The organism is Actinospica sp., assembly GCF_035552695.1.
Taxonomy (GTDB): Bacteria; Actinomycetota; Actinomycetes; order Streptomycetales; family Catenulisporaceae; genus Actinospica.
Map to the genome: position 1 here is coordinate 15,093 of NZ_DASZKT010000213.1, position 20,769 is coordinate 35,861.

Consider the following 20,769-nt stretch of genomic DNA (forward strand, 5'->3'; position numbering starts at 1 on the left):
GCCCGAGGTGTTCGAGCCGCCGGGGCAACCGATTCCCTACACTTCAGGAACTGCGGCCTACGCCCGCGAAGGTGGAGTAGCGGGTGACGTCGCCGCCGAGCGGGTCGTCGTCGAGCTCGGCGGGTTCCGGGCGCCAGAGGATCACGTCGACCAGGCCGGGATCCAGCAACTCCCAGCCGGCCGCGAGTTGCCGGATCCCGGCGCGGTCGCGGGGGACGATGCCGTGGCTCGCCTGGGTGTAGACCCTGGTGATGCCACCGGTGTCCGCGGGGCGGTACTCGTTGGTGCCGTGGCTGAAGACGAGGTAGCTGCCGGGCGCGGCGGACTCGCGGTAGGCCGTGACGATGCCCGAGGGGTCGTCGCCGTCCGGGACGAAGTGGAGCGTCATCAGCATCAGCACGGCGACCGGGCGGCTCAGGTCCAGCAATCCGGTCACCTCGGGGCTGGCGAGCACCGCCTCGGGGTCACGCAGGTCCGCCAGGACGTACGCGGCCCTCGGGTCGTCCTTCAGCAGAGCCCCTGCCATGCGCGTAGGCCGCGGCGTCGCAGTCCACGTAGACCGTGCGCGCGTCGGGGCGCACCGCCTGCGCGATCTCGTGCACGTTGCCCGCCGTCGGGATTCCCGAACCCAGGTCGAGGAATTGGTCCACGCCCTGCTCGGCCAGGAAGGTGACCGCGCGGCGCAGGAAGGCCCGGTTGGCCCGGCACATGTAGGGCGTCTCAGGCCACGCCTTCAGCGCCTCCTCGGCCAGCCGGCGGTCGGCCGCGAAGTTGTGCGAGCCGCCGAGGTAGTAGTCGTACATCCGCGCCGTGGACGGGAACTCCAGGTCGACGATGTCCGGCGCCCACGTCGGCCGGTAGGAGCCCATCGCCGGAACCCGCTTTCTGTCAGAGCCTTCACGTAATGTGTGCAACGACTGTAGGGAGATTACATGCGTCGGGAACCGGCCGCCGCCTGGGTAGCCGGCTGGGTGGTTTCACGGGGTACGGCGCGGCCGCGGCCGACGCCGTGGGGCCTGTGGGTCGAGGTCGGCACGCCCAAACAGCACGGTCGCTACGTGATGCTGGAGGCGCGTGAACCGATCGTGCGCGACCTCGCCACGCGCGCACAAGTGCCCGCTCTGTGGATGAAGGCCTTCGCCGAGCCCGAGGAGCTGCGTCCGTGGCTCACGGCGGACTGGACGGAGGACGATCCGGGCTGGCTGATGGCCGTGGACCTGACCGCGGAGCGGGTTCGGGCGCCCGACGGCTACTCGGTCGACGCCGTGTCGCGCGACGGTGTGGTGTTCGTCACCGTCTCTGCCGCGGACGGCGCGCCCGCGGCCAGGGGCCAGGTCGGCATCGCGGGGGACGCGGCCGTGGTGGACCAGGTCTCGACCGAGCCCGCGTACCAGCGCCGCGGCCTCGGCACGGTCGTCCTGCGCGCGCTGGCCAACGCCGCGCTCGAGGCCGGATCGTCGACCGGGATCCTCGGCGCGACGGCTCAGGGCCGCGCGCTGTACGAGACGCTCGGCTGGAAGGCCTACGCGCCGCTGACCGGCTTCATCTACCGCGGGCCCGCGGCCCCGAAGCCGTGAGATCCGTGAGATCCCCCGCGTCTCACGGCGTCTCGGGTTCGAGGTCCTGGACCGTCGCCAGGATCTTGGACTCCTCGTGGTGCAGCAGCCGCATGGTCCGGTCGGCCGCCACCAGGGAGTTGACCGCGCCCAGCTCCCCGGGCCCCGGTCGGCGGGCGACGTCCAGGTAGTCCGGGTGCAGGTCCACCCAGCGCCGCACGAAGGGGCACAGCGCGATCACGGAGTTCCCCTCGGTGCGCGCGTCGTCCAGGGCGCGCCGCACGAGCATCGACCCGATGCCCAGGTCCCGACGGTCCGGATCCACCTCGACGTGCGGCAGCAGAACGGTCTCGCGCACCAGGATGCTGCTCGCGAAACCGATCCGTACGCCGTTCACGTACGCGGCGTACCGGGCGCGCTCCTCGCGCTCGTCCCTGATCTCCATGGTCGTCATGCCGGATACCGCCTTCCCTCGACTCACGGGATCTCGCCCGCTTTCGAGCATGCAGCAACCTGCCGACGCGCACCATGCCGATAGAGCCGGACGGGTCCAGCGGGGCCGCCGACCGGTCGGCGCGAGGCGCGGCGGACCTGTCCACGGGGACAACACCCACAGACGACAAAGCGGCGGAGATGATCAATGATCATCTCCGCCGAGGGAGTGCGCGAGGGGGGAGTTGAACCCCCACGCCCTTGCGGGCACTGGAACCTGAATCCAGCGCGTCTGCCATTCCGCCACTCGCGCAACGAGGAAAAAGATAGCACGCTCCCCCGGCCATCCCCCAAATCGATTACGGACCGCCCAGGTTGGGAACCCCTTTCGGCAGAACCCGGCTCGCGCCGGGGGTGGGGTACGGGCCACCATGGTGGCCATGGGGCGCGCACAGCACCGCCTGACCTCGATACGATCGAGGGGATGGCGACCGCCGGGCGCGGACCTGGCACACGGTGGAAGCCGCGGGTTTTCACAGAAGGAGTAGGTAGCCGTGGGAGTTCTCCAGCGCTTTGAGCGACGCCTCGAAGGCCTGGTCAACGGCGCCTTCGCGAAGGCCTTCAAGTCCGAGGTGCAGCCGGTGGAGATCGCCAGCGCGCTGCAGCGCGAGTGCGACGACCGCGCGGCCCCGGTGAGCCAGGGCCGCGTCATGGTGCCGAACGACTTCACCGTGGAACTCGGCGCGCACGACTACGAGCGGCTGGCCACGTACGCGGGCCCGCTGTCGGCCGAGCTCGGCGAGCTGCTGCAGGAGCACGGACGCGAACAGCGCTATATGTTCGTCGGCCCGGTCGAGGTGAAGTTCGAGCGCGTCCAGGACCTGAGCACCGGCATGTTCCGGATCCGCTCGCAGGCCCTCGCCGGCGTCGTGCAGATGCCCGGCTACCCGGCGCAGGCCCCCGGGTACGGCGCGCCGCAGCAGCCGGCCTATCCGCCGATGGGCGCGCCCGCGCCGCCCCCCGCGCCGCCGCAGCAGCCCTTCGGCGCCCCGCCGGCGCAGCAGCCCGGCTTCGGCGCGCCCGGCTACCCGCCGCCGGCGCAGGCCGGCCCCGGCAACTGCTGGGTCGAGGTCAACGGCGCGCGGCACCAGCTGTCCCAGCCGGTGACGAGCTTCGGCCGCGGCACGGACGTGGACCTGCGGATCGACGACCCCTCGGTCTCCCGGCGGCACGCGGAGATCCGCGTCGGGGTACCCTCGGTGATCTCGGACCTCGGCTCGACCAACGGAATCGTGGTGGACGATCAGCATGTGCGCCAGGCCCAGCTGCGCGACGGCTCGGTCATCCACCTCGGCAACACCACCATCATCTTCCGGCAGGAAGCGCGCTAGGCTCCGTACGCTCCGCCCCTGCCCGTTCCGCTCCGGCCGTTGGGAGCCAACACTATGACCGGCCTGACGATCACCGTCATGAAGCTCGGCCTGCTGGCGATACTCTGGATCTTCGTGCTGCTCGCCCTCGGCGTGGTGCGCAGCGACGTGTTCGGCGCCGGTTCCCGCGCCGGGCGCGGACGCGCCGCCACGAAGGCCGCGCCCGTCCCCGCGGCGCAGCTCGCCGACCGGCCGAGCGCCCGGCCGCGGCGCGGCGGCGTGCCGACCCGGCTCGAGGTCGTCAGCGGCTCGCTCGCGGGCACCAACGTCGCGCTGACGGGCGTTCAGATCACCCTCGGCCGCGCGCACGACTCGACCATCGTGCTCGACGACGACTTCGCCTCCAGCAGGCACGCGCGCATCTACCCGGACGCGACCGGCCAGTGGGTCGTGGAGGATCTGGGTTCGACGAACGGCACGTACCTGGACCGCACCAAGATCAACGGCCCGACGCCGATACCGTTGGGCGTGCCGGTCCGGATCGGAAAGACCGCCCTCGAACTGAAGAAGTGACTAGGCTGTCCCACCGACCACGGTCTCCCCATCACGTGAAGGGCCGCGGGCGCCTCATGCCGAACCGCTAGGCTCTCGGCTACGCGGCGCACCAGCCCGCGCCCCGAACCCCGGTTGCAGCGGAAGAAGATTCGATGAGCCTATCCCTGCGGTACGCAGCGCGTTCGCACGTCGGCCTTATTCGCGACGGCAACGAGGACTCGGGATATGCCAGCGCGCGGCTACTGGTGATCGCCGACGGGATGGGTGGACAGGCCGCCGGGGAAATCGCCTCGGCGGTGGCGGTGGACACGCTCGCGGAGCTCGACTCCCCGCAGACCACGGGCCTGAGCGGCGACCCGGTGCGCGACCTCGACGACCGGATCAAGCTGGCCAACTCCAAGATCCGGGCGATCATCGCGCAGCGGCCCGAACTCGAGGGCATGGGCACGACGTGCACCGCGCTGTTCCTGGCCGGCGGCAGCCACTTCGCCTTCGCGCACATCGGCGACTCGCGCGCGTACCGGCTGCGCGGCGGCGTGCTCGAGCAGATCTCCACCGACCACACCTGGGTGCAGCGGCTGATCGACGAGGGGCAGATCACCCCGGACGAGGCGGAGCGGCACCCGCAGCGCTCGCTGCTGATGCGCGCGCTCGGCACCACCGCAGAGGTCGATCTCGATCTGACGGTGCTTGATCTGCAGGCGGGGGACCGGTTTCTGCTGTGCAGCGACGGGCTGTCCGGATTCGTGCCCTTCAACACCCTCGCCTCGACGCTGACCGGTTACGGGGATCCGCACCACGCGGCGGAGACGCTGATCCAGCACGCCCTGCGCGGCGGCGGCGCGGACAACATCACCTGCATCGTGGCCGACGCGTTCGAGCAGACGCCGCAGGGCTCGCGGCCGCCGAGCCAGGCGGAGACGCAGTACCTTGAGTTGCCCGTCGTGGTGGGCGCGGCGGCCGAGAACCAGGCGAACGGCGTGGCGTCCTACGCGCAGGCCTCCGACCAGCCCGGCGCGAACCCGGCGGACCCGGGCGTGACCGGGGTGATGAACGCGGGCGCCATCCTGGCCGCCGCCGAGCAGAACCAGGGCCAGAGCCCGGCCCAGCCGGACGCGCCGGTGCTGCCGGTGCCGTCGGCGAACGGCGGGGACACCGCGGAGATGGAGGCGGTCTCGTCGGAGGAACCGCGCCGCCGACGACGCTGGCTCAAGCCGACCGTCATCGGCGGAACCGCCCTCGTGGTGCTGGCGGGACTGGCCGCCGGAGGCTTCTACTACACGCAGCAGCAGTACTACGTCGGGTCCGACGGCTCCGGGCGTGTGGCGATCTATCAGGGCGTCGACTACTCGCTCGCCGGGATAAAACTCTCGCACGTCTACACGACGGCATCGGTCACCGTCTCCGGGCTGCCGTCCAGCGAGCAGACGAAGGTCGACGGTTCGATAACCGCGACCAGCCTCACCGACGCGAAGACCATCGTCTCCACGCTCTCGATCATGGAGAGCGAATGTGCCGCCCTGGTGGCCGCCCCCGCGGTCACCCCGAGCACCCCCCCGAGCACGACCGCCGCATCCACCGCGAGCTCGACCCCGCACAGCACGGGGACCTCCACCGCCAAGGCCTCCGGCAAGGCGACGACCACCGTCTCCGGCAAGGCCTCCGCCTCCTCGAGTGTGCACTCCTCGACGAGCGCGACCCCCTCGACCTCCCCCGTCGCGACACCCACGCCAAGCGTGTCACCGTCGAGCTCGGTAAGCTCCGGTAGCACCGATTTGCGCCAACTTTCGGCCGAGTGCCCGGGAAACGCCGGCTGACGCTGATCCGCAGGAACAGGGACAGGACAGGAACGCGATGTCGATGGCCGCCAGCCCGTCGGCCGGAGGCGCGGTCACGCAGCCCCCGGCCGAACCGGAGATTCCGAAGCGGCGCAACGCCGAGCTCGTACTGCTCGTCGGTGCGTGGGTGCTCGGGATGTTCGCCTACGCCAACGTCGGCCTGGCCAGCTCGGCCGCCAAGCTTCCGGCGAACTACTGGACCATCGGGCTGCTGTTCGCCGTGGTCCTGCTGGTGCTGCATCTGGCGGTGCGCTGGCTCGCGCCGTACGCCGACCCGCTGCTGCTGCCGCTCGCCGCGGCGATCAACGGCCTCGGCCTGGTGGTGATCTCCCGGCTCGACCCGTACAACATCGCGAACAAGCTGGTGTCGCACAGCGGCGCGGCCGGACAGCAGGCGGTCTTCACCGTCCTCGGCGCGGTGGTGCTGATCGGGGTGCTCTTCCTCCTGCGCGACCACAAGGTGCTGCAGCGCTACGCCTACATCTCGGCGCTGGCCGGGCTGATCCTGATCGCCCTGCCGGCCGTGCTGCCCGCCTCGATGTCCGAGGTCAACGGCGCGCGCAGCTGGATCAAGTTCGCCGGCCTGTCGATCCAGCCGGCCGAGTTCGGCAAGCTGCTGATCATCGTCTTCTTCGCCGCCTACCTGCACGCCAAGCGGGACACGCTCGCCCTGGCCAGCCGGAAGGTGCTCGGCGTCTACATCCCGCGCGGCCGCGACATGGGCCCGCTGCTGTTCTGCTGGGCGTTCGCGATGCTGGTGCTGATCCGGGAGACCGACCTCGGCGTCTCGCTGATGTTCTTCGGCGCCTTCGTGATCATGCTCTACCTGGCCACCGAGCGGGCCAGCTGGCTGATCTTCGGCCTGCTGATGTTCATCGGCGGCGCGGGGCTGGTCGCGGTGCTGTTCTCGCACGTCCAGAGCCGTTTCGACTCCTGGCTCAACCCCTTCGGCTCGGTGCAGGGCAACTCGCGGCAGACCGCGCAGTCGCTCTACGCCTTCGCCAACGGCGGCCTGTTCGGCACCGGACTGAATCAGGGCTATCCGACCCAGGTCGGCTTCGCCAACAACGCCGACTACATCATGGACACCATCGGCGAGGAACTCGGCCTGGTGGGTCTCACCGCGCTGCTGATCGCCTACGCGCTGTTCGTCGCCCGCGGCCTGAAGACCGCGCTGCTCGTCCGCGACCCCTTCGGCAAGCTCTTCGCGAGCGGGCTCGCGGTGGTCTTCGCCCTCCAGGTGTTCATCACGGCCGGCGGCGTGATGCGGGTCATCCCGCTCACCGGCCTGCCGATGCCCTTCCTGGCGGCCGGAGGCTCGGCCCTGCTGGCCAACTGGATCCTGGTGGCCCTGCTGCTGCGGATCTCCGACGCGGCTCGCCGGCCGCTGCCTCCGGCGCTCCCGCTCACGGCTCCGCCGAGCCTGCTCGACCCACGCGCCCTCGGAACCGACAACGACGGCCGTTACTACGGTCAGAACAAGGCGGTACGGACGTGAACCGACCGATCAAGAAAGTGGCGATCTTCTGCTTCGCCCTTTTCGCCGCGCTCTTCCTGAGCGGCAACTGGATCCAGGTCGTGAAGGCGAGCTCGTACTCGGCGCACCCGGACAACTACCGCAACACGATCTACAACTACCAGGTCGACCGCGGCAGCATCATCGTCGGCTCCACGAACGTGGCCTCCTCGACGCCGACGAAGAGCACGACGCTGAAGTACCAGCGGGTCTACTCGAGCGGCCCCGAGTACGCCCCGGTGACCGGCTACTTCTCCTCGAACTACGGCAACTCGAACCTGGAGCAGTACGAGAACACGCTGCTCAACGGCAAGGACACCCGGCTGGCGACGCAGAACTTCATCCGCAAGGCCGAGGGCAAGGACCAGGCCGGCGGCTCCGTCGTCACCACGATCAACGCGAAGGCGCAGGACGCCGCTTACCAGGCGCTGACCAGCGAGCTGAGCTCGGTCGGCGAGGGCGCGGTGGCCGCGATCAACCCGAAGACCGGCGCGATCCTGGCCCTGGTCTCGGCGCCGAGCTACGACCCGAACAAGCTCGCGTCGTCGAGTTCGAAGACGCAGAACGACTACGCGACCCAGCTCGCCAACAACTCGCTGCAGCCGAAGCTGGACCGGGCGCTGAACCAGACCTATCCCCCGGGCTCCACCTTCAAGATCGTCACTTCGGCGGCCGCGCTGACCGACGGCCTCAACGGCCAGACCGTCACGCCGAGCACCTCGATCCCCAACGCTCCGCTGAGCACGCTGACGCTGCCGCAGTCGACGTCGACGATCTCGAACTCCGGCGGCGAGACCTGCAACAGCGCCGTGCTGATGGACGCGTTCGCGCAGTCCTGCAACACCGTCTTCGGCTACGTGGGCATGCAGCTCGGCGACTCGAACGTGCAGTCGATGGCGCAGGGCTTCGGCTTCAACAAGACCGGCCCGACCGTGCCGATGACGACCTCCACCTCCGTCTTCCCGTCGAACCTGAGCCAGGCTCAGCTGGCGCAGTCCTCGATCGGGCAGTTCGACGTGACGATGACCCCGCTCGAGGGCGCGATGATGGCGTCCGCGGTGGCCAACGGAGGCACCATCGAGGCGCCTTACCTGATCGCCAAGGAGCTGGACACGTCCGGCAACGTCATCGCCAGCGCCTCGCCGACCACGTTCTCCACGCCGATGTCCGGTTCGGTGGCGAGCGAGCTTTCCACGATGATGCAGGACGTGGTCACCAGCGGGACCGCAACCAGCTTGCAGAACATCGGCGTCTCAGTAGCGGCGAAGACCGGTACCGCCGAGCGCGGCACCGGTCAGAACCCCGTGGCGTGGATGGTGGCCTATGCGCCGGCGAACAACCCGCAGGTCGCGGTGGCCGTCATGGTGGCTGATAACAATGTGCAACCGAGCGATGCGTTCGGCAACAGTCTTGCGGGACCGATCGCGGCATCCGTGATCAAGGCCGTGATCGGGTAACACAGCGCGAAACCGAACAGGCGAGGCAGGCTGGTGGCCGGTCCGGCCGGGGGCGGAAGGCTTCCGCAGGGCCCGTCCGCCACCGGTACACTTCGCCCGAAGGCAGGAATGGCCGGGATAGGCCGGGGAAGGGCTGAATGATGGAAGAGCCGCGTCGCCTGGGCAACAGGTACGAGCTCGGCGCCGTCCTGGGCCGGGGTGGGATGGCCGAGGTCTACATGGCCAGGGACATCCGGCTGGGCCGGGCCGTGGCGGTCAAGACGCTGCGCGCCGACATGGCCAGGGATGCCACCTTCCAGGCCCGGTTCCGGCGCGAGGCCCAGTCGGCCGCGTCGCTCAACCACCCGGCGATCGTCGCGGTGTACGACACCGGCGAGGACTACATCGGCGGGATCTCGCTGCCGTTCATCGTCATGGAGTACGTGGACGGCTCGACGCTGCGCGATCTGCTGCACTCCGGCCGCAAGCTGCTGCCCGAGCGCTCACTGGAGATCACCGGCGGGGTGCTGCAGGCGCTGGACTACAGCCACCGCAACGGCATCGTGCACCGGGACATCAAGCCGGCGAACGTGATGCTCACCCGCGGCGGCGCGGTCAAGGTGATGGACTTCGGCATCGCCCGCGCCATGGGCGACGCCGGCATGACGATGACGCAGACCGCGGCCGTGATCGGCACCGCGCAGTACCTCTCGCCGGAGCAGGCCAAGGGCGAGCAGGTGGACGCGCGCTCCGACCTGTACTCCACCGGCTGCCTGATCTACGAGCTGCTCACCGGCCGTCCGCCGTTCATCGGCGACTCGCCGGTCGCGGTGGCCTACCAGCACGTGCGGGAGACGGCGAACCCCCCGTCGTACTACGACCCCGAGGTTCCCCCGGTGGTCGACGCGATCGTGATGAAGGCACTGGCCAAGCACCCGGACGAGCGCTACCAGTCGGCCGACGAGATGCGCGCCGACCTCGAGCGCGCGCTCGACGGGCGCCCGGTGGCCGCGGCGCCGACGGTGGCCGCGGGCTTCGGCGCGGCGGGCGCCCCGACCACGGTGATGGCGCCCTCCTCGGGCCGCGGCTACGGAGCGGGCGCCGGATACGGCTCCGCGGCGCCGACCCGCTACGAGCCCACGGCGTACCAGGCCTCCGAGTACGGGCAGGACGGGCCGGAGGACGAGGTGCCGCGCTCGCGCCGCGCCTCGAACAGCCCGGCCACCCGCGGCAAGGGCAAGGACAAGACCGGCTGGATCATCCTCAGCGTGGTCGTGGTCATCCTCGTGGTGCTCGCGGTGTTCGTCTTCAAGACGGTCTTCGCCGGCAGCAGCGCGTCCACCGGCACCGTGCCGACGATCACCGGGCAGACGCTGACCCAGGCTCAGGCGACGCTGAAGACCGCCGGCTACAAGCTGGGCACCTCCTACTGCGGCAGCGGCCAGCCCAGCAACTCCATCACCAGCGGACAGATCCTGGGGCAGAAGCCGGAATCCGGCGCGTCGGCCTCGCTGGGCTCCGGGGTGGGCTACTGCGTCTCGTCCGGTCCGGTGCAGTTCACGCTGCCGAGCACGGTCTCGAGCAGCCTGGGCAGCCAGGTGGTCTCGACGCTGCAGGCCAAGGGCTTCCAGAACGTGACGACGAAGACCGCGACCAGTGCCACGGTCGCCAGCAACAACGCGATCGACATCCAGAACGCGAACGGCACCTCGCTGCTCGGCCAGACCGAGCCGGTGACCACGCCGCTGGTCGTGGTGATCTCGGGCGGTCCCGGGACGGTGACCGTGCCGAGCGACGTGGTCACCAAGACCTGCAGCAGCGCGGACTCCGAACTGACCGGCCTGGGGCTGAACGTGAACAGCCAGTTCACCTACCAGACGAACGCGTCCTTCGCGGCGAACACGGTGATCACCACGACCCCGGCGCCCAACACGCAGGTCAACCGGGGCTCGGCGATCACGATCACCTGTTCCTCCGGCGCGGGCGCGACCACCGGCTCGCCGACCGCGACGGCCAGCGCGACCGCCACGGACACCTCGACGGCCGGCGGGTTCATCTCGGGCCTCAACGGCGGCAACAACGGTGGTAACTGACTCTGTGGGATCGAACGTGACGCGCATCCTCGTTGTGGACAACTACGACTCGTTCGTCTACAACCTCGTGCAGTACCTCTACCAGCTCGGTGCCGAGTGCGAGGTACGGCGCAACGACGCCGTGACCGTCGGGGACGCGGACGGCTTCGACGGGGTGCTGCTCTCGCCGGGCCCCGGCACGCCGGAGCAGGCGGGCGTGTGCGTGGAGATGGTCCGGCACTGTGCCGGGACCGGTCGGCCGCTGTTCGGCGTGTGTCTCGGGCTGCAGTCGATCGGCGTGGCCTTCGGCGCGACCGTCGGCCGGGCGCCGGAACTGATGCACGGTAAGACGAGCGAGGTGACGCACGACGGGCTCGGCGTCTTCGAAGGCCTGGCGAACCCGTTCACCGCGACCCGGTACCACTCGCTGGCGATCGAGCCGGCGACCGTGCCGGACGAGCTCGTGGTCACGGCGCGCACCGGCGAGGTCATCATGGGCGTGCGGCACCGCGAGCTGCCCATCGAGGCGGTGCAGTTCCACCCGGAGTCGGTGCTCACGGATGGCGGCCATCGGATGCTGGCCAACTGGCTCGCCGTGTGCGGCGACCCGAACGCGCGCGAAGCCGCGGTAGGTCTCGCCCCGACGCTCGCCGGGCGCCCGGCCTAGTCCGCCGGCCGGGGTTGGTCCGGGGTCAGTTGCCGCCCATCGTGCCGCTGCTGGAGAACGGCAGATACGGCTCGACCCAGGGGAAGACCCAGCCGAACAGTAAGACGACCAACAGGGAAACAAGGACGACTGCGCACAGCAGCTTCATCCACAGGCGGCCGGGCAGCCGGCGCCAGATCAAGCCGTACACGGGAGGCTCCTCTCCGCACAGTCCACACCCGTCTGTGGATAACTTTTCGGGCCCGGTGGAGCGCGCACAGTGAACCTCCCACAGCCCGCGGACCCGCGCCGCGCCCGACACGCCGGGCTATCGCGGGCGTTCTCAGGTACCGGTCGGATAATGCGGACTGTCCTAGAGCAGCCTGCGCGGCTACGCTGTACCAGCGACAACCAGTCGTCCAATGACCTCATGACGTGGAGAGTTCCGTGCCGAAGTCGAAGACCCGGGACAAGGCGGCCTATACCCCGCCGAATGACCCGAAGCCGCAGAAGATCAAGCTGGAGTCCTCGGCCTGGGTTCCGCGCTTCATGGTCGCGTTCTTCGTCATCGGCCTGGCCTGGATGGTGCTCTACTACCTGGCCTCGAGCATCAGCTGGGTGAACACGCTGGGCGCGTGGAACGTCGTCATCGGCTTCGGCTTCATCGCCGCCGGCTTCGGCATCTCGACCCGCTGGCGCTAGCCGCTCCGGCGCGATCAGCGGACGACGAGAGATTCGACGAGCAGGTTATCCACAGACTCGAGCCCCTTTTCCACACTGTGGAAAACCTGTGGAGGAGGCGGCGGGGGATCTGTGGATAACTTGAATCCTGTGGACAAGTTGTGACAGTGTCCCGGTCGCGTCTCGGCCCTTGGACTCGCGCCGAACTCAGTGGATGAGGGACGCCAGGGACGCGGCGAGAGCCGAGTTCTGCAGCGTGCTCGAGTGCACCCCGACGAGCACGACGGTGACCACGAGGACCGCGAGCCCCGCGCCGATCGGCACCAGGTTCTGCGGATCGCGGTACCAGGCGGTGGCCCGGTCGGCCCGCGGAGCGTAGCCGAAGGCCACCCCCATCAGCAGCCCGCAGCCGAGGCCGCCGAGGTGCGCGTGCCAGTCGATCCCGGTCACGCTGAAGCTGTAGGCCATGTTGACCGCTATCACGATCAGGATCGGCCGCATGTCCAGCTTCTCCCGGTAGGCCATCACCGCGAGCACGCCGAGCAGGCCGAAGATGGCGCCCGAGGCGCCGAGCGAGGCGTCGTAGCGCCCCATGAACGCGAAGGACACGGCCGAGGCGCCGATCCCGCAGACCAGATAGGTCAGCAGATAGCGCAGTCGGCCGAGCCGGGCCTCCACCGGCACTCCGATCCACCACAGCGAGAGCATGTTGAGCGCGATGTGCGCCGGACTCTCGTGGATGAACATCGAGGTCAGCAGCCGGTACCACTCGCCGTTGGCCACGCCTATGTTGACCGCGCTCGGGGTGGCCGAGGACGACCCGGCTATGCCCAACAGTTCGAGCCGGGTCGTGAAGGCCTCGCCGATCAACTGCTGCAGGCCGTACATCACCACGCAGACCGCGATGATCGCGATCGTCATGACGCCCTGCCGCGAGTGCACCCGGCCGCCGGCGACGGTGCGCGCCTGGCGCACCGTCTTCGCCCCGCCGCGTACGCACTCGGGGCATTGGTGCCCGACGGCCGCGGGCACCATGCAGTCCGTGCAGATGGAACGCTCGCAGCGGTGGCAGCGCAGGTAGGTCTCCCGCTCCGGGTGCCGGAAGCACACCGGAGCGCCCGCGGGCGACTGGTCGCGGGGCTCGCCGACCGCCGTGGGCGGTCGCTCGTCCGAGGGTGTGCTGCTGCTCACTGCTGCGATCCTCCCCGCAGGACTAGCCCTGCCGGCGCTCGATGGTGACCGACTGCAGCACGACGTCCTGCAGCGGACGGTCGCCGGGGCCGGTGGGCACGTTGCCGATCTCGTCGATGACCTTCTTGCTGGCCTCGTCCGCCACCTCGCCGAAGATGGTGTGCTTGCCGTTCAGGTGCGCCGGAGTGGACACCGTGATGAAGAACTGCGAACCGTTGGTGCCGTGCCCTCCGCGCAGCCCCGCGTTGGCCATCGCCAGCAGGTACTTCTTGTCGAAGCGCAGGTCCGGGTGGATCTCGTCGTCGAAGGCATAACCCGGGCCGCCGAAGCCCTGGCCCAGCGGGTCGCCGCCCTGGATCATGAACCCCGAGATGATCCGGTGGAAGATCGTGCCGTCGTAGTACGGTCCGCTGCCCGGCTTGTTCGTCCTCGGGTCGGTGTAGTCGCGCGTGCCCTCGACCAGCTCCACGAAGTTGCGCACGGTCTTCGGCGCGTGGTTCGGGAACAGCTGGACGGTGATGTCGCCGAGGTTCGTCTTCAGCACGGCATAGGTCTCTTCGGCCATGACGGGCCCTCTCTTCCGTTGGATAGCCACCCCCGCATTGCTGGCTCCATCCTCCCACGAGCCTCTTTGCCAAGGGCGCCGGGTTCGGTCTTGGTTGCCGTTCTGTGTCCTGCGACTCAGGTGCGGCCAGCCGCGTCACTGAACGGCCCAATCAGCGAATACGGCGGTCATACCGGGGCACTAGGCCACAAGTGACCTGAGGAGGTACCGCTGTGAGCAAAACCACCGCACTGATGGAACAAGCGCAGCCCTTCCTGCGCGACCGGTATGAGAACGTGCGCCAGGAACTAGGCCCGCGCATCGCGCATACCCGCGATGTCGCTGTCCCGATGGCGCTCGATGCGTCGAACAAGGCGCTGGACGCCTCGCATCGGATGCGCAGCGAGTACCTGCCGGAGGCGACCAAACGCGCGATGCTCGCCGCCGCCGTACTGCGCGGCGCCGAGATGGAGCGCGCGCACGAACGGCACATGAAGTGGCGCATCGTCGCCGCGGCCACGGCCGCCGGAGCCGCACTGGGCGCGGGCGCGCTCATGTGGCAGCGCAAGCACAACAACGACGACATGTGGACCGAGGAGCGGGTCGACGAGGCCGACGGCAGCCCAGGGACCGGCGCCGAATAACGACTTCCCGCATGCGAAAGCCCGGGCGCGCAGGCGGCCGGGCTTCCTCATGTCGTGGACTGTCGTGTCGTCGTGGACTAACGCTGAATCAGCTTCTCCACAGCCGCCAGCTTCACGCACAGCACCACGCCCCGCATGGCCGTGTCCAGGTCCGCGACCGGCGGGAACGAGGGCGCGAGCCGGATGTTGCGGTCCCGCGGCTCCTTGCCGTACGGATAGGTCGCGCCGGCCGGGGTGAGCGCGATGCCCGCCTCCTTGGCCAGCCGGATCACCTCGGCCGCCGTGCCGTCGAGCACGTCCAGGCTGACGAAGTAACCGCCGTAGGCCTCGGTCCAGGTCCCGATCCCGGTGCCGCCGAGCTCCTCGGCCAGGATCTCCTGCACCTTGGCGAACTTCGGCGCCAGGTTGTCGCGGTGACGCTCCATCAGCTTCTGCACGCCCTCGGCGTCCTTCAGGAAGCGCACGTGCCGCAGCTGGTTGACCTTGTCGGGGCCGATCGTCCGCTTGGCGATGTGCCCGAGGTACCACTGCAGGTTCGCCGGGGAGGTGCCGAGGAAGGACACGCCCGCGCCCGCGAACGTGATCTTCGAGGTGGATCCGAACACGAACACCCGGTCCGCGTGCCCCGCCTGCTCGCAGAGCCCGAGGATCGGGGCGACCGTGACCCGGTGGTCGGTCAGGTGGTGCACGCTGTAGGCGTCGTCCCAGAAGATCCGGAAGTCGGCGGCCGCGGTCGTCATCCGGGCCAGCCGCTCGGCCTGCTGCTCGGACACGGTGACTCCGGTGGGGTTGCTGTACTTCGGCACGAACCACAGACCCTTGATCCGCGTGTCCGACGCGGCCAGCCGCTCGACCTCGTCGATGTCCAGCAGGCCATCGGCGGTCGGCTCGATCGGGATCATCTCGATGCCGAACTTCTGGCAGATCGAGAAGTGCCGGTCGTATCCCGGCACCGGGCACAGGAACGCGGGCCGTTCCACGTCCACCCAGCGCGCCGTACCGCCCGGCAGCGCGAAGAGCATCGCGTGCATCACCAGGTCGTGCATCAGCGAAAGGCTCGAGTTGTCGCTCGCGATCAGCTGCTCGACCGGCACCTGCAGCAGCGGGCTGAAGATCTCGCGCAGTTCGGGCAGTCCGTGCAGCCCGCCGTAGTTGCGGCAGTCCGTCCCGTCCGCCGCCTTGTACTCCTGGCCCGGCAGCGCCAGCAGTTCATTCGAGAAGTCCAGCTGCTCCGCCGACGGCTTCCCGCGCGTCAGATCGAGCTTCAGCCCCCGCTCCTGGAAGCGCGCGTACTCCTTGCGCAACTCCTCGCGCAGACCGTGCAGGGCATCGACATCTAAAGAGCTGAACTCTCCCATGTGGAGCCAAGGGGACTTGAACCCCTAACCCCTGCCTTGCAAAGGCAGTGCTCTGCCAATTGAGCTATGGCCCCGGGGTCGCCCGGGCGGGCGACGATGTGACGGTCGCGGTCAGCGGCTGGTGGCCGGGACCGGGTCGGTGGCCTCGGTCCACAGGTCCTGCTCGCTCTTGTCAGCGGCCTTGACCTGCTTGTAGACCAGGAAGCCGCCGGCGGCCACCACACCGAGCAGGAGAAGCTTCTTCATGGACCCAGACCTCTCAGCTAGGGAAGCAGCCCGATCCCAGGTACGAGGGGATCGGGCTGATACGCCGTGGACCTAGGTGGACTTGAACCACCGACCTCTTCCTTATCAGGGAAGCGCTCTAACCGACTGAGCTATAGGTCCATCGCGCCCTCTCGGGCGCTCCATGAGAGTACCGCATCGGAACCGGTGATCCCAAACCGATAAGCCGACGCCCGCCGCGGCGGCGCCACCGGTTCTACTGGTCCTCGGCGAGGGTGACCTCGAGGCCGCCGACGAAGCCGGAGGACAGGTTGTAGAGGTACGCGCCGAGCGTGCTCAGCGCCGTGACCAGCACGATGTCCACCCCGGCGACGATGACCATGTAACCCTCGACCCGGGTGAAGGAGAGCACCGAGGACAGGTTGAAGGTACTCGTGCCGCCGCTGCCACTGGTCAGGTCGCCCACGGTCTTGTCCAGCGAGGTGAAGACGCCGAGCGCGTTGAGCACCTCCCAGACCACGGCCGTGCCGACCAGGGTGACGATGCCGAGTGCGATGGACAGCACGAAGGAGACCTTCATCACCGACCACGGGTCGATCCGGGCCACCCGCAGCCGGGCCTTGCGCACCCGGACCTGGGAGCCGACCGGGCGGGCCGCGGAGCCGGCGCCGCCGGTGCCCGAACCGCCGAGCCCGGCGCGGGCGGCGCCGGAGGCGGTCTGCACCCCGGCGGCCACCGCGCTGCTCATCCGGCCCAGCGTCCGGCCGAAGCCGGAGACCTGCGGGGCCGACTCGGCCGCGGCCACCGGGGAGACCGGGCCGTGGTTGGGGTTCTGGTTCGGGCCCGACATGCCCTGGTCGGCCGGCCGCGCGGGCACGCCGCCGCCGTAGCCGCGGCCCCCGCCGGGGCGGGAACCCGCCGGGTTCACGCTGTCACTCACGGGTCTGCCCTTCGCCTGTTCCCGCCGGCCGCTACCGGTCCGACCGACTCAATCCGCTGACTGTTGTGCTTGCTAAGACGCAATCTACCGGGCATTACTCCGTATCGGGTGCAGGCTCCGGTTCCGATTCCGTCACCGTTGCCTCAGTCGGGTCAGCCACGACGCCCTCGGCCGCGGCCGGCCCGCCGCCTTCGCCGCCCTCGCCGTTCTCGAGAACCTCCTCGAGTTCGGCCGGATCGGCGTTGCGCGCGATCCCCACGACCGCGTCCTTCTTGCCGACGTGGACCAGCTGCACGCCCATCGTGTCGCGCCCGGTCTCGCGCACCTCCGCGACCCGGGTGCGGATGACGCCGCCGATCTGAGTGATCGCCAGCACCTCGTCGCCTTCCTCCACGATCAGCGCGCCGATCAGCACTCCGCGCTCGTCGACCGTCTTGGCCGCGATCACGCCGAGGCCGGCGCGGCCGCGCAGCGGGTACTTCGCCACGTCGGTGCGCTTGCCGTAGCCCCGGTCGGTCACGGTGAACACGAACGTGTTCTCCTTGACGACGCTCATCGACAGCAGTTCGTCGTCCTCGCGGAACTTCATGCCGATCACGCCCGAGGTGGCCCGGCCCATCGGCCGCAGCGACTCGTCCGTCGCGGTGAACCGGATCGCCTGCGCCTGCTTGCTGACCAGCAGCAGGTCGTCGTCCGCCGAGCAGAGCTCCGCGGAGACCAGCTCGTCGTCCTCGCGCAGGTTGATCGCGATGACGCCGGCCGAGCGCGGCGAGTCGTAGTCCTTCAGCGGGGTCTTCTTCACCAGGCCGCGCTTGGTGGCCAGCACCAGGAACGGCGAGACCTCGTAGTCCCGCAGGTCGAGCACCTGCGCGATCTGCTCGTCCGGCTGGAACGCGAGCAGGTTCGCCACGTGCTGGCCGCGCGCGTCCCGGCCGGAGTCCGGCAGTTCGTACGCCTTGACCCGGTAGACCCGGCCCTTGTTGGTGAAGAACAGGATCCAGTGGTGCGTGGTCGTGGTGAAGAAGTGGTCGACGATGTCGTCCTGCTTCAGCGCGGCGCCGCGCACGCCCTTGCCGCCGCGCTTCTGCGAGCGGTACAGGTCGGTCTTGGTCCGCTTGGCGTAGCCGCCGCGGGTGATCGTGACGACGATGTCCTCCTCGGCGATCAGGTCCTCGATGGACATGTCGCCCTCGAAGGGCACGATCTCGGTGCGCCGCTCGTCGCCGAACTTCTCGACGATCGCGTTCAGCTCCTCCGAGATGATCTGCCGCTGCCGCTCCGGCGAGGCCAGGATCGCCTGGTACTCGGCGATCCGCAGCATCAGCTCGTCGTGCTCGTCCTGGATCCGCTGCCGCTCCAACGCCGCCAGACGGCGCAGCTGCATCTCCAGGATCGCGTTGGCCTGGATCTCGTCGATCTCCAGCAGCGCCATCAGGCCGATGCGAGCGGCCTCGGTGGTGTCGCTGCGCCGGATCGTGGCGATGACCTCGTCGATCGCGTCGAGCGCCTTGAGTAGGGCGCGCAGGATGTGGGCGCGCTCCTCGGCCTTGCGCAGCCGGAACCGGGTGCGCCGGACGATGACCTCGACCTGGTGCTCGACCCAGTAGCGGATGAACGCGTCCAGGCTCAGCGTGCGCGGCACGCCGTCCACCATCGCGAGCATGTTGGCGCCGAAGCTGTCCTGCAGCTGGGTGTGCTTGTACAGGTTGTTGAGCACGACCTTGGCGACGGCGTCCCGCTTGAGCACGATGACCAGGCGCTGGCCGGTGCGCGAGGAGGACTCGTCGCGCACGTCCGCGATGCCCTGGATCTTGCCGTCCTTGACCAGGTCGGCGATCTTCCCGGCCAGGTTGTCCGGATTCACCTGGTAGGGCAGCTCGGTGACGACCAGGCAGGCGCGGTTCTGGATCTCCTCGACCTCGACCACGGCGCGCATGATGATCGAGCCGCGGCCGGTGCGGTAGGCCTCCTCGATGCCGCGGCGGCCCAAGATCTTCGCACCGGTCGGGAAGTCCGGGCCTTTGATCCGCTCCAGCAGCGCCTCCAGCAGCTCCGCCGGGGTGGCCTCCGGGTTCTGCAGGTACCACTGCGCGCCCTCGGCGACCTCGCGCAGGTTGTGCATGGGGATGTTCGTCGCCATGCCGACCGCGATGCCGGACGAGCCGTTCACCAGCAGGTTGGGGAAGCGCGCGGGCAGGATCGTCGGCTCCTGCGAACGCCCGTCGTAGTTGGCCTGGAAGTCGACGGTCTCCTCGTCGATGTCCCGCACCATCTCCATGGCCAGCGGCGCGAGCTTGCACTCGGTGTATCGCATGGCGGCCGCGGGGTCGTTGCCCGGCGAGCCGAAGTTGCCGTTGCCGTCCACCAGCGGCATCCGCAGCGACCAGGGCTGCGCGAGCCGGACGAGAGTGTCGTAGATCGCCGTGTCGCCGTGCGGGTGGTAGACACCCATGACCTCGCCGACCACGCGGGCGCACTTGAAGTAGCCGCGGTCCGGGCGGTATCCGCCGTCGTACATCGCGTAGAGCACGCGGCGGTGCACCGGCTTGAGGCCGTCGCGCACCTCGGGCAGCGCGCGTCCGACGATGACCGCCATCGAGTAGTCCAGGTAGGACCGCTGCATCTCGGTCAGCAGGTCCACGATCTGGATCCGGTCGCTCTCCGGCTCGGGCGCCACGAGCTCGGCGGTCCGCGGGGTGTTCTCGTCAGCCACGAGGGCTACGTCCTTTCACTTACTCTGTGCCGAAAAAGACCGAATCAGATGTCGAGGAAGCGGACGTCCTTGGCGTTGCGCTGGATGAAGTTCCGGCGCGCCTCCACGTCCTCGCCCATCAGGATCGAGAACAGCTCGTCCGCCTGGGCCGCGTCGTCCAGCGTCACCTGGCGCAGGATCCGGTGCTCCCGGTCCATCGTGGTGATCCGCAGCTCCTCGGCGTTCATCTCGCCCAGGCCCTTGAACCGCTGCACGCTGTCGTCCCTGATCCGGCGGCCGCTGCCCACGCCCTGCGCGACGATCGCGTCCCGCTCCGGATCCGAGTAGGCGTAGGACCAGTCGTCCTTGGTCCACTTGATCTTGTACAGCGGCGGCGCGGCCAGGTACACGTGCCCGGCCTCGACCAGCGGCTTCATGAAGCGGAACAGGAAGGTAAGCAGCAGGGTGTTGATGTGCTGGCCGTCGACGTCGGCGTCCGCCATCAGCACGATCTTGTGGTAGCGCAGCCTGCTGATGTCGAAGTCGTCGTGGATCCCGGTGCCCAGCGCCGAGATCAGCCCCTGCACCTCGGTGTTCTGCAGGACCTTGTCGATCCGCGCCTTCTCCACGTTGAGGATCTTGCCGCGGATGGGCATGATCGCCTGCACCCGCGGGTCCCGGCCCTGCTTGGCCGAGCCGCCGGCGGAGTCGCCCTCGACCACGAAGATCTCGCACTCGGCCGGGTTGGTGGACTGGCAGTCCGAGAGCTTGCCCGGCAGCGCCATCGACTCCAGCAGGCCCTTGCGCCGGGTCAGCTCGCGCGCCTTGCGGGCGGCGATCCGCGCGGTGGCGGCCTGGATGGACTTGCGGATGATGTCCCTGGCCTCGTTGGGGTTCCGCCCGAACCAGTCGGCCAGCGACTCGTAGGTGAGCTTCTGCACGAAGGTGCGGGCCTCGGTGTTGCCCAGCTTCGCCTTGGTCTGGCCCTCGAACTGCGGCTCGCCGAGCTTCACCGAGACGATCGCGACCAGGCCCTCGCGGATGTCCTCGCCGGAGAGGTTGTCGTCCTTCTC

General features: G+C 69.3%; 19 protein-coding genes, 3 tRNA genes and 1 pseudogene. 10 read left to right on the plus strand and 13 right to left on the minus strand.

Going from position 1 to position 20,769, the window contains the following annotated elements:
* Window positions 1-43: 43 nt before the first annotated feature.
* Window positions 44-869, minus strand: a pseudogene (locus VG296_RS33295) (SAM-dependent methyltransferase).
* Between the two features lie 63 nt (window positions 870-932).
* Here VG296_RS33295 and VG296_RS24295 point away from each other — a divergent pair.
* On the plus strand, window positions 933-1,577 hold the full coding sequence (locus tag VG296_RS24295) for a GNAT family N-acetyltransferase (RefSeq protein WP_325569462.1): 645 nt from the start codon (window positions 933-935) through the stop codon (window positions 1,575-1,577).
* Between the two features lie 22 nt (window positions 1,578-1,599).
* Here the strand turns inward: VG296_RS24295 and VG296_RS24300 are convergent, their stop codons facing one another.
* Entirely contained in the window at window positions 1,600-2,010 is a 411-nt protein-coding gene (locus tag VG296_RS24300) for a GNAT family N-acetyltransferase (protein ID WP_325569464.1), read from the minus strand.
* 208 nt (window positions 2,011-2,218) lie between these two features.
* A tRNA-Leu gene (locus VG296_RS24305) sits at window positions 2,219-2,301 on the minus strand.
* A 241-nt stretch (window positions 2,302-2,542) separates the two neighbouring features.
* On the opposite strand from VG296_RS24305, the gene VG296_RS24310 reads away from it, so the two are divergent.
* The 7 genes from VG296_RS24310 to VG296_RS24340 all read left to right on the plus strand — a co-directional run bounded on the left by VG296_RS24310 (window position 2,543) and on the right by VG296_RS24340 (window position 11,442).
* Window positions 2,543-3,379, plus strand: coding sequence for a DUF3662 and FHA domain-containing protein (locus VG296_RS24310; RefSeq protein WP_325569466.1), 837 nt, complete (start codon window positions 2,543-2,545; stop codon window positions 3,377-3,379).
* Window positions 3,380-3,433: 54 nt separating this feature from the next.
* Entirely contained in the window at window positions 3,434-3,931 is a 498-nt protein-coding gene (locus tag VG296_RS24315; protein WP_325569468.1) for an FHA domain-containing protein FhaB/FipA, read from the plus strand.
* Between the two features lie 134 nt (window positions 3,932-4,065).
* The gene (locus VG296_RS24320) at window positions 4,066-5,730 is read left to right on the plus strand and encodes a PP2C family serine/threonine-protein phosphatase (RefSeq protein WP_325569470.1); all 1,665 of its coding nucleotides are present in this window, start codon (window positions 4,066-4,068) and stop codon (window positions 5,728-5,730) included.
* A gap of 37 nt (window positions 5,731-5,767) precedes the next feature.
* Complete coding sequence (locus VG296_RS24325) at window positions 5,768-7,249, plus strand: FtsW/RodA/SpoVE family cell cycle protein (protein WP_349259675.1); 1,482 nt, start codon at window positions 5,768-5,770, stop codon at window positions 7,247-7,249.
* Entirely contained in the window at window positions 7,246-8,724 is a 1,479-nt protein-coding gene (locus VG296_RS24330; protein WP_325569473.1) for a penicillin-binding transpeptidase domain-containing protein, read from the plus strand. The genes VG296_RS24325 and VG296_RS24330 overlap by 4 nt, the downstream gene beginning before the upstream one ends.
* 140 nt (window positions 8,725-8,864) lie before the next feature.
* Complete coding sequence (pknB, locus tag VG296_RS24335; RefSeq protein ID WP_414641131.1) at window positions 8,865-10,796, plus strand: Stk1 family PASTA domain-containing Ser/Thr kinase; 1,932 nt, start codon at window positions 8,865-8,867, stop codon at window positions 10,794-10,796.
* A 16-nt stretch (window positions 10,797-10,812) separates the two neighbouring features.
* Complete coding sequence (locus tag VG296_RS24340) at window positions 10,813-11,442, plus strand: aminodeoxychorismate/anthranilate synthase component II (RefSeq protein ID WP_325569477.1); 630 nt, start codon at window positions 10,813-10,815, stop codon at window positions 11,440-11,442.
* 25 nt (window positions 11,443-11,467) lie between these two features.
* On the opposite strand, the gene VG296_RS24345 is transcribed toward VG296_RS24340, so the two are convergent.
* Entirely contained in the window at window positions 11,468-11,632 is a 165-nt protein-coding gene (locus VG296_RS24345) for a hypothetical protein (RefSeq protein ID WP_325569479.1), read from the minus strand.
* 236 nt (window positions 11,633-11,868) lie between these two features.
* On the opposite strand from VG296_RS24345, the gene VG296_RS24350 reads away from it, so the two are divergent.
* Entirely contained in the window at window positions 11,869-12,123 is a 255-nt protein-coding gene (locus tag VG296_RS24350) for a cell division protein CrgA (RefSeq protein ID WP_325569481.1), read from the plus strand.
* Window positions 12,124-12,309: 186 nt separating this feature from the next.
* On the opposite strand, the gene VG296_RS24355 is transcribed toward VG296_RS24350, so the two are convergent.
* Both VG296_RS24355 and VG296_RS24360 read right to left on the minus strand, forming a co-directional pair.
* A complete protein-coding gene (locus VG296_RS24355; protein WP_325569484.1) occupies window positions 12,310-13,293 on the minus strand; it encodes a rhomboid family intramembrane serine protease in 984 nt (327 codons plus the stop codon).
* A gap of 22 nt (window positions 13,294-13,315) precedes the next feature.
* Window positions 13,316-13,858, minus strand: coding sequence for a peptidylprolyl isomerase (locus VG296_RS24360; RefSeq protein WP_325569486.1), 543 nt, complete (start codon window positions 13,856-13,858; stop codon window positions 13,316-13,318).
* A gap of 212 nt (window positions 13,859-14,070) precedes the next feature.
* On the opposite strand from VG296_RS24360, the gene VG296_RS24365 reads away from it, so the two are divergent.
* Entirely contained in the window at window positions 14,071-14,481 is a 411-nt protein-coding gene (locus VG296_RS24365; protein WP_325569488.1) for a hypothetical protein, read from the plus strand.
* A 77-nt stretch (window positions 14,482-14,558) separates the two neighbouring features.
* Here VG296_RS24365 and VG296_RS24370 read toward each other — a convergent pair whose 3' ends face one another.
* The 7 genes from VG296_RS24370 to VG296_RS24400 form a co-directional block, all read right to left on the minus strand.
* Window positions 14,559-15,839 (minus strand): aminotransferase class I/II-fold pyridoxal phosphate-dependent enzyme, encoded by a 1,281-nt coding sequence (locus tag VG296_RS24370; protein WP_325569490.1) that lies wholly within the window; start codon window positions 15,837-15,839, stop codon window positions 14,559-14,561.
* Between the two features lies 1 nt (window position 15,840).
* Window positions 15,841-15,913, minus strand: a tRNA-Ala gene (locus tag VG296_RS24375).
* A gap of 37 nt (window positions 15,914-15,950) precedes the next feature.
* Window positions 15,951-16,085, minus strand: a complete 135-nt coding sequence (locus tag VG296_RS24380; RefSeq protein ID WP_325569492.1) for a DLW-39 family protein — start codon at window positions 16,083-16,085, stop codon at window positions 15,951-15,953.
* Between the two features lie 67 nt (window positions 16,086-16,152).
* Window positions 16,153-16,226, minus strand: a tRNA-Ile gene (locus VG296_RS24385).
* Between the two features lie 94 nt (window positions 16,227-16,320).
* On the minus strand, window positions 16,321-17,004 hold the full coding sequence (locus tag VG296_RS24390) for a DUF3566 domain-containing protein (RefSeq protein ID WP_325569494.1): 684 nt from the start codon (window positions 17,002-17,004) through the stop codon (window positions 16,321-16,323).
* 94 nt (window positions 17,005-17,098) lie between these two features.
* Entirely contained in the window at window positions 17,099-19,717 is a 2,619-nt protein-coding gene (gene gyrA, locus VG296_RS24395; RefSeq protein ID WP_325569496.1) for a DNA gyrase subunit A, read from the minus strand.
* A 44-nt stretch (window positions 19,718-19,761) separates the two neighbouring features.
* A partial coding sequence (locus tag VG296_RS24400) for a toprim domain-containing protein (protein ID WP_325569498.1) occupies window positions 19,762-20,769 on the minus strand: 1,008 nt, incomplete at its 5' end.

What these genes read in the sequence shown, in the direction of transcription:
- VG296_RS24325 (WP_349259675.1), top strand. Translation starts at nt 5,768, where the DNA reads ATGTCGATGGCCGCCAGCCCGTCGGCCGGAGGCGCGGTCACGCAGCCC.
- VG296_RS24320 (WP_325569470.1), top strand. Translation starts at nt 4,066, where the DNA reads ATGAGCCTATCCCTGCGGTACGCAGCGCGTTCGCACGTCGGCCTTATT.
- VG296_RS24360 (WP_325569486.1), bottom strand. Translation starts at nt 13,858, where the DNA reads ATGGCCGAAGAGACCTATGCCGTGCTGAAGACGAACCTCGGCGACATC.
- VG296_RS24370 (WP_325569490.1), bottom strand. Translation starts at nt 15,839, where the DNA reads ATGGGAGAGTTCAGCTCTTTAGATGTCGATGCCCTGCACGGTCTGCGC.
- VG296_RS24295 (WP_325569462.1), top strand. Translation starts at nt 933, where the DNA reads ATGCGTCGGGAACCGGCCGCCGCCTGGGTAGCCGGCTGGGTGGTTTCA.
- pknB (WP_414641131.1), top strand. Translation starts at nt 8,865, where the DNA reads ATGGAAGAGCCGCGTCGCCTGGGCAACAGGTACGAGCTCGGCGCCGTC.
- VG296_RS24300 (WP_325569464.1), bottom strand. Translation starts at nt 2,010, where the DNA reads ATGACGACCATGGAGATCAGGGACGAGCGCGAGGAGCGCGCCCGGTAC.
- VG296_RS24380 (WP_325569492.1), bottom strand. Translation starts at nt 16,085, where the DNA reads ATGAAGAAGCTTCTCCTGCTCGGTGTGGTGGCCGCCGGCGGCTTCCTG.
- VG296_RS24315 (WP_325569468.1), top strand. Translation starts at nt 3,434, where the DNA reads ATGACCGGCCTGACGATCACCGTCATGAAGCTCGGCCTGCTGGCGATA.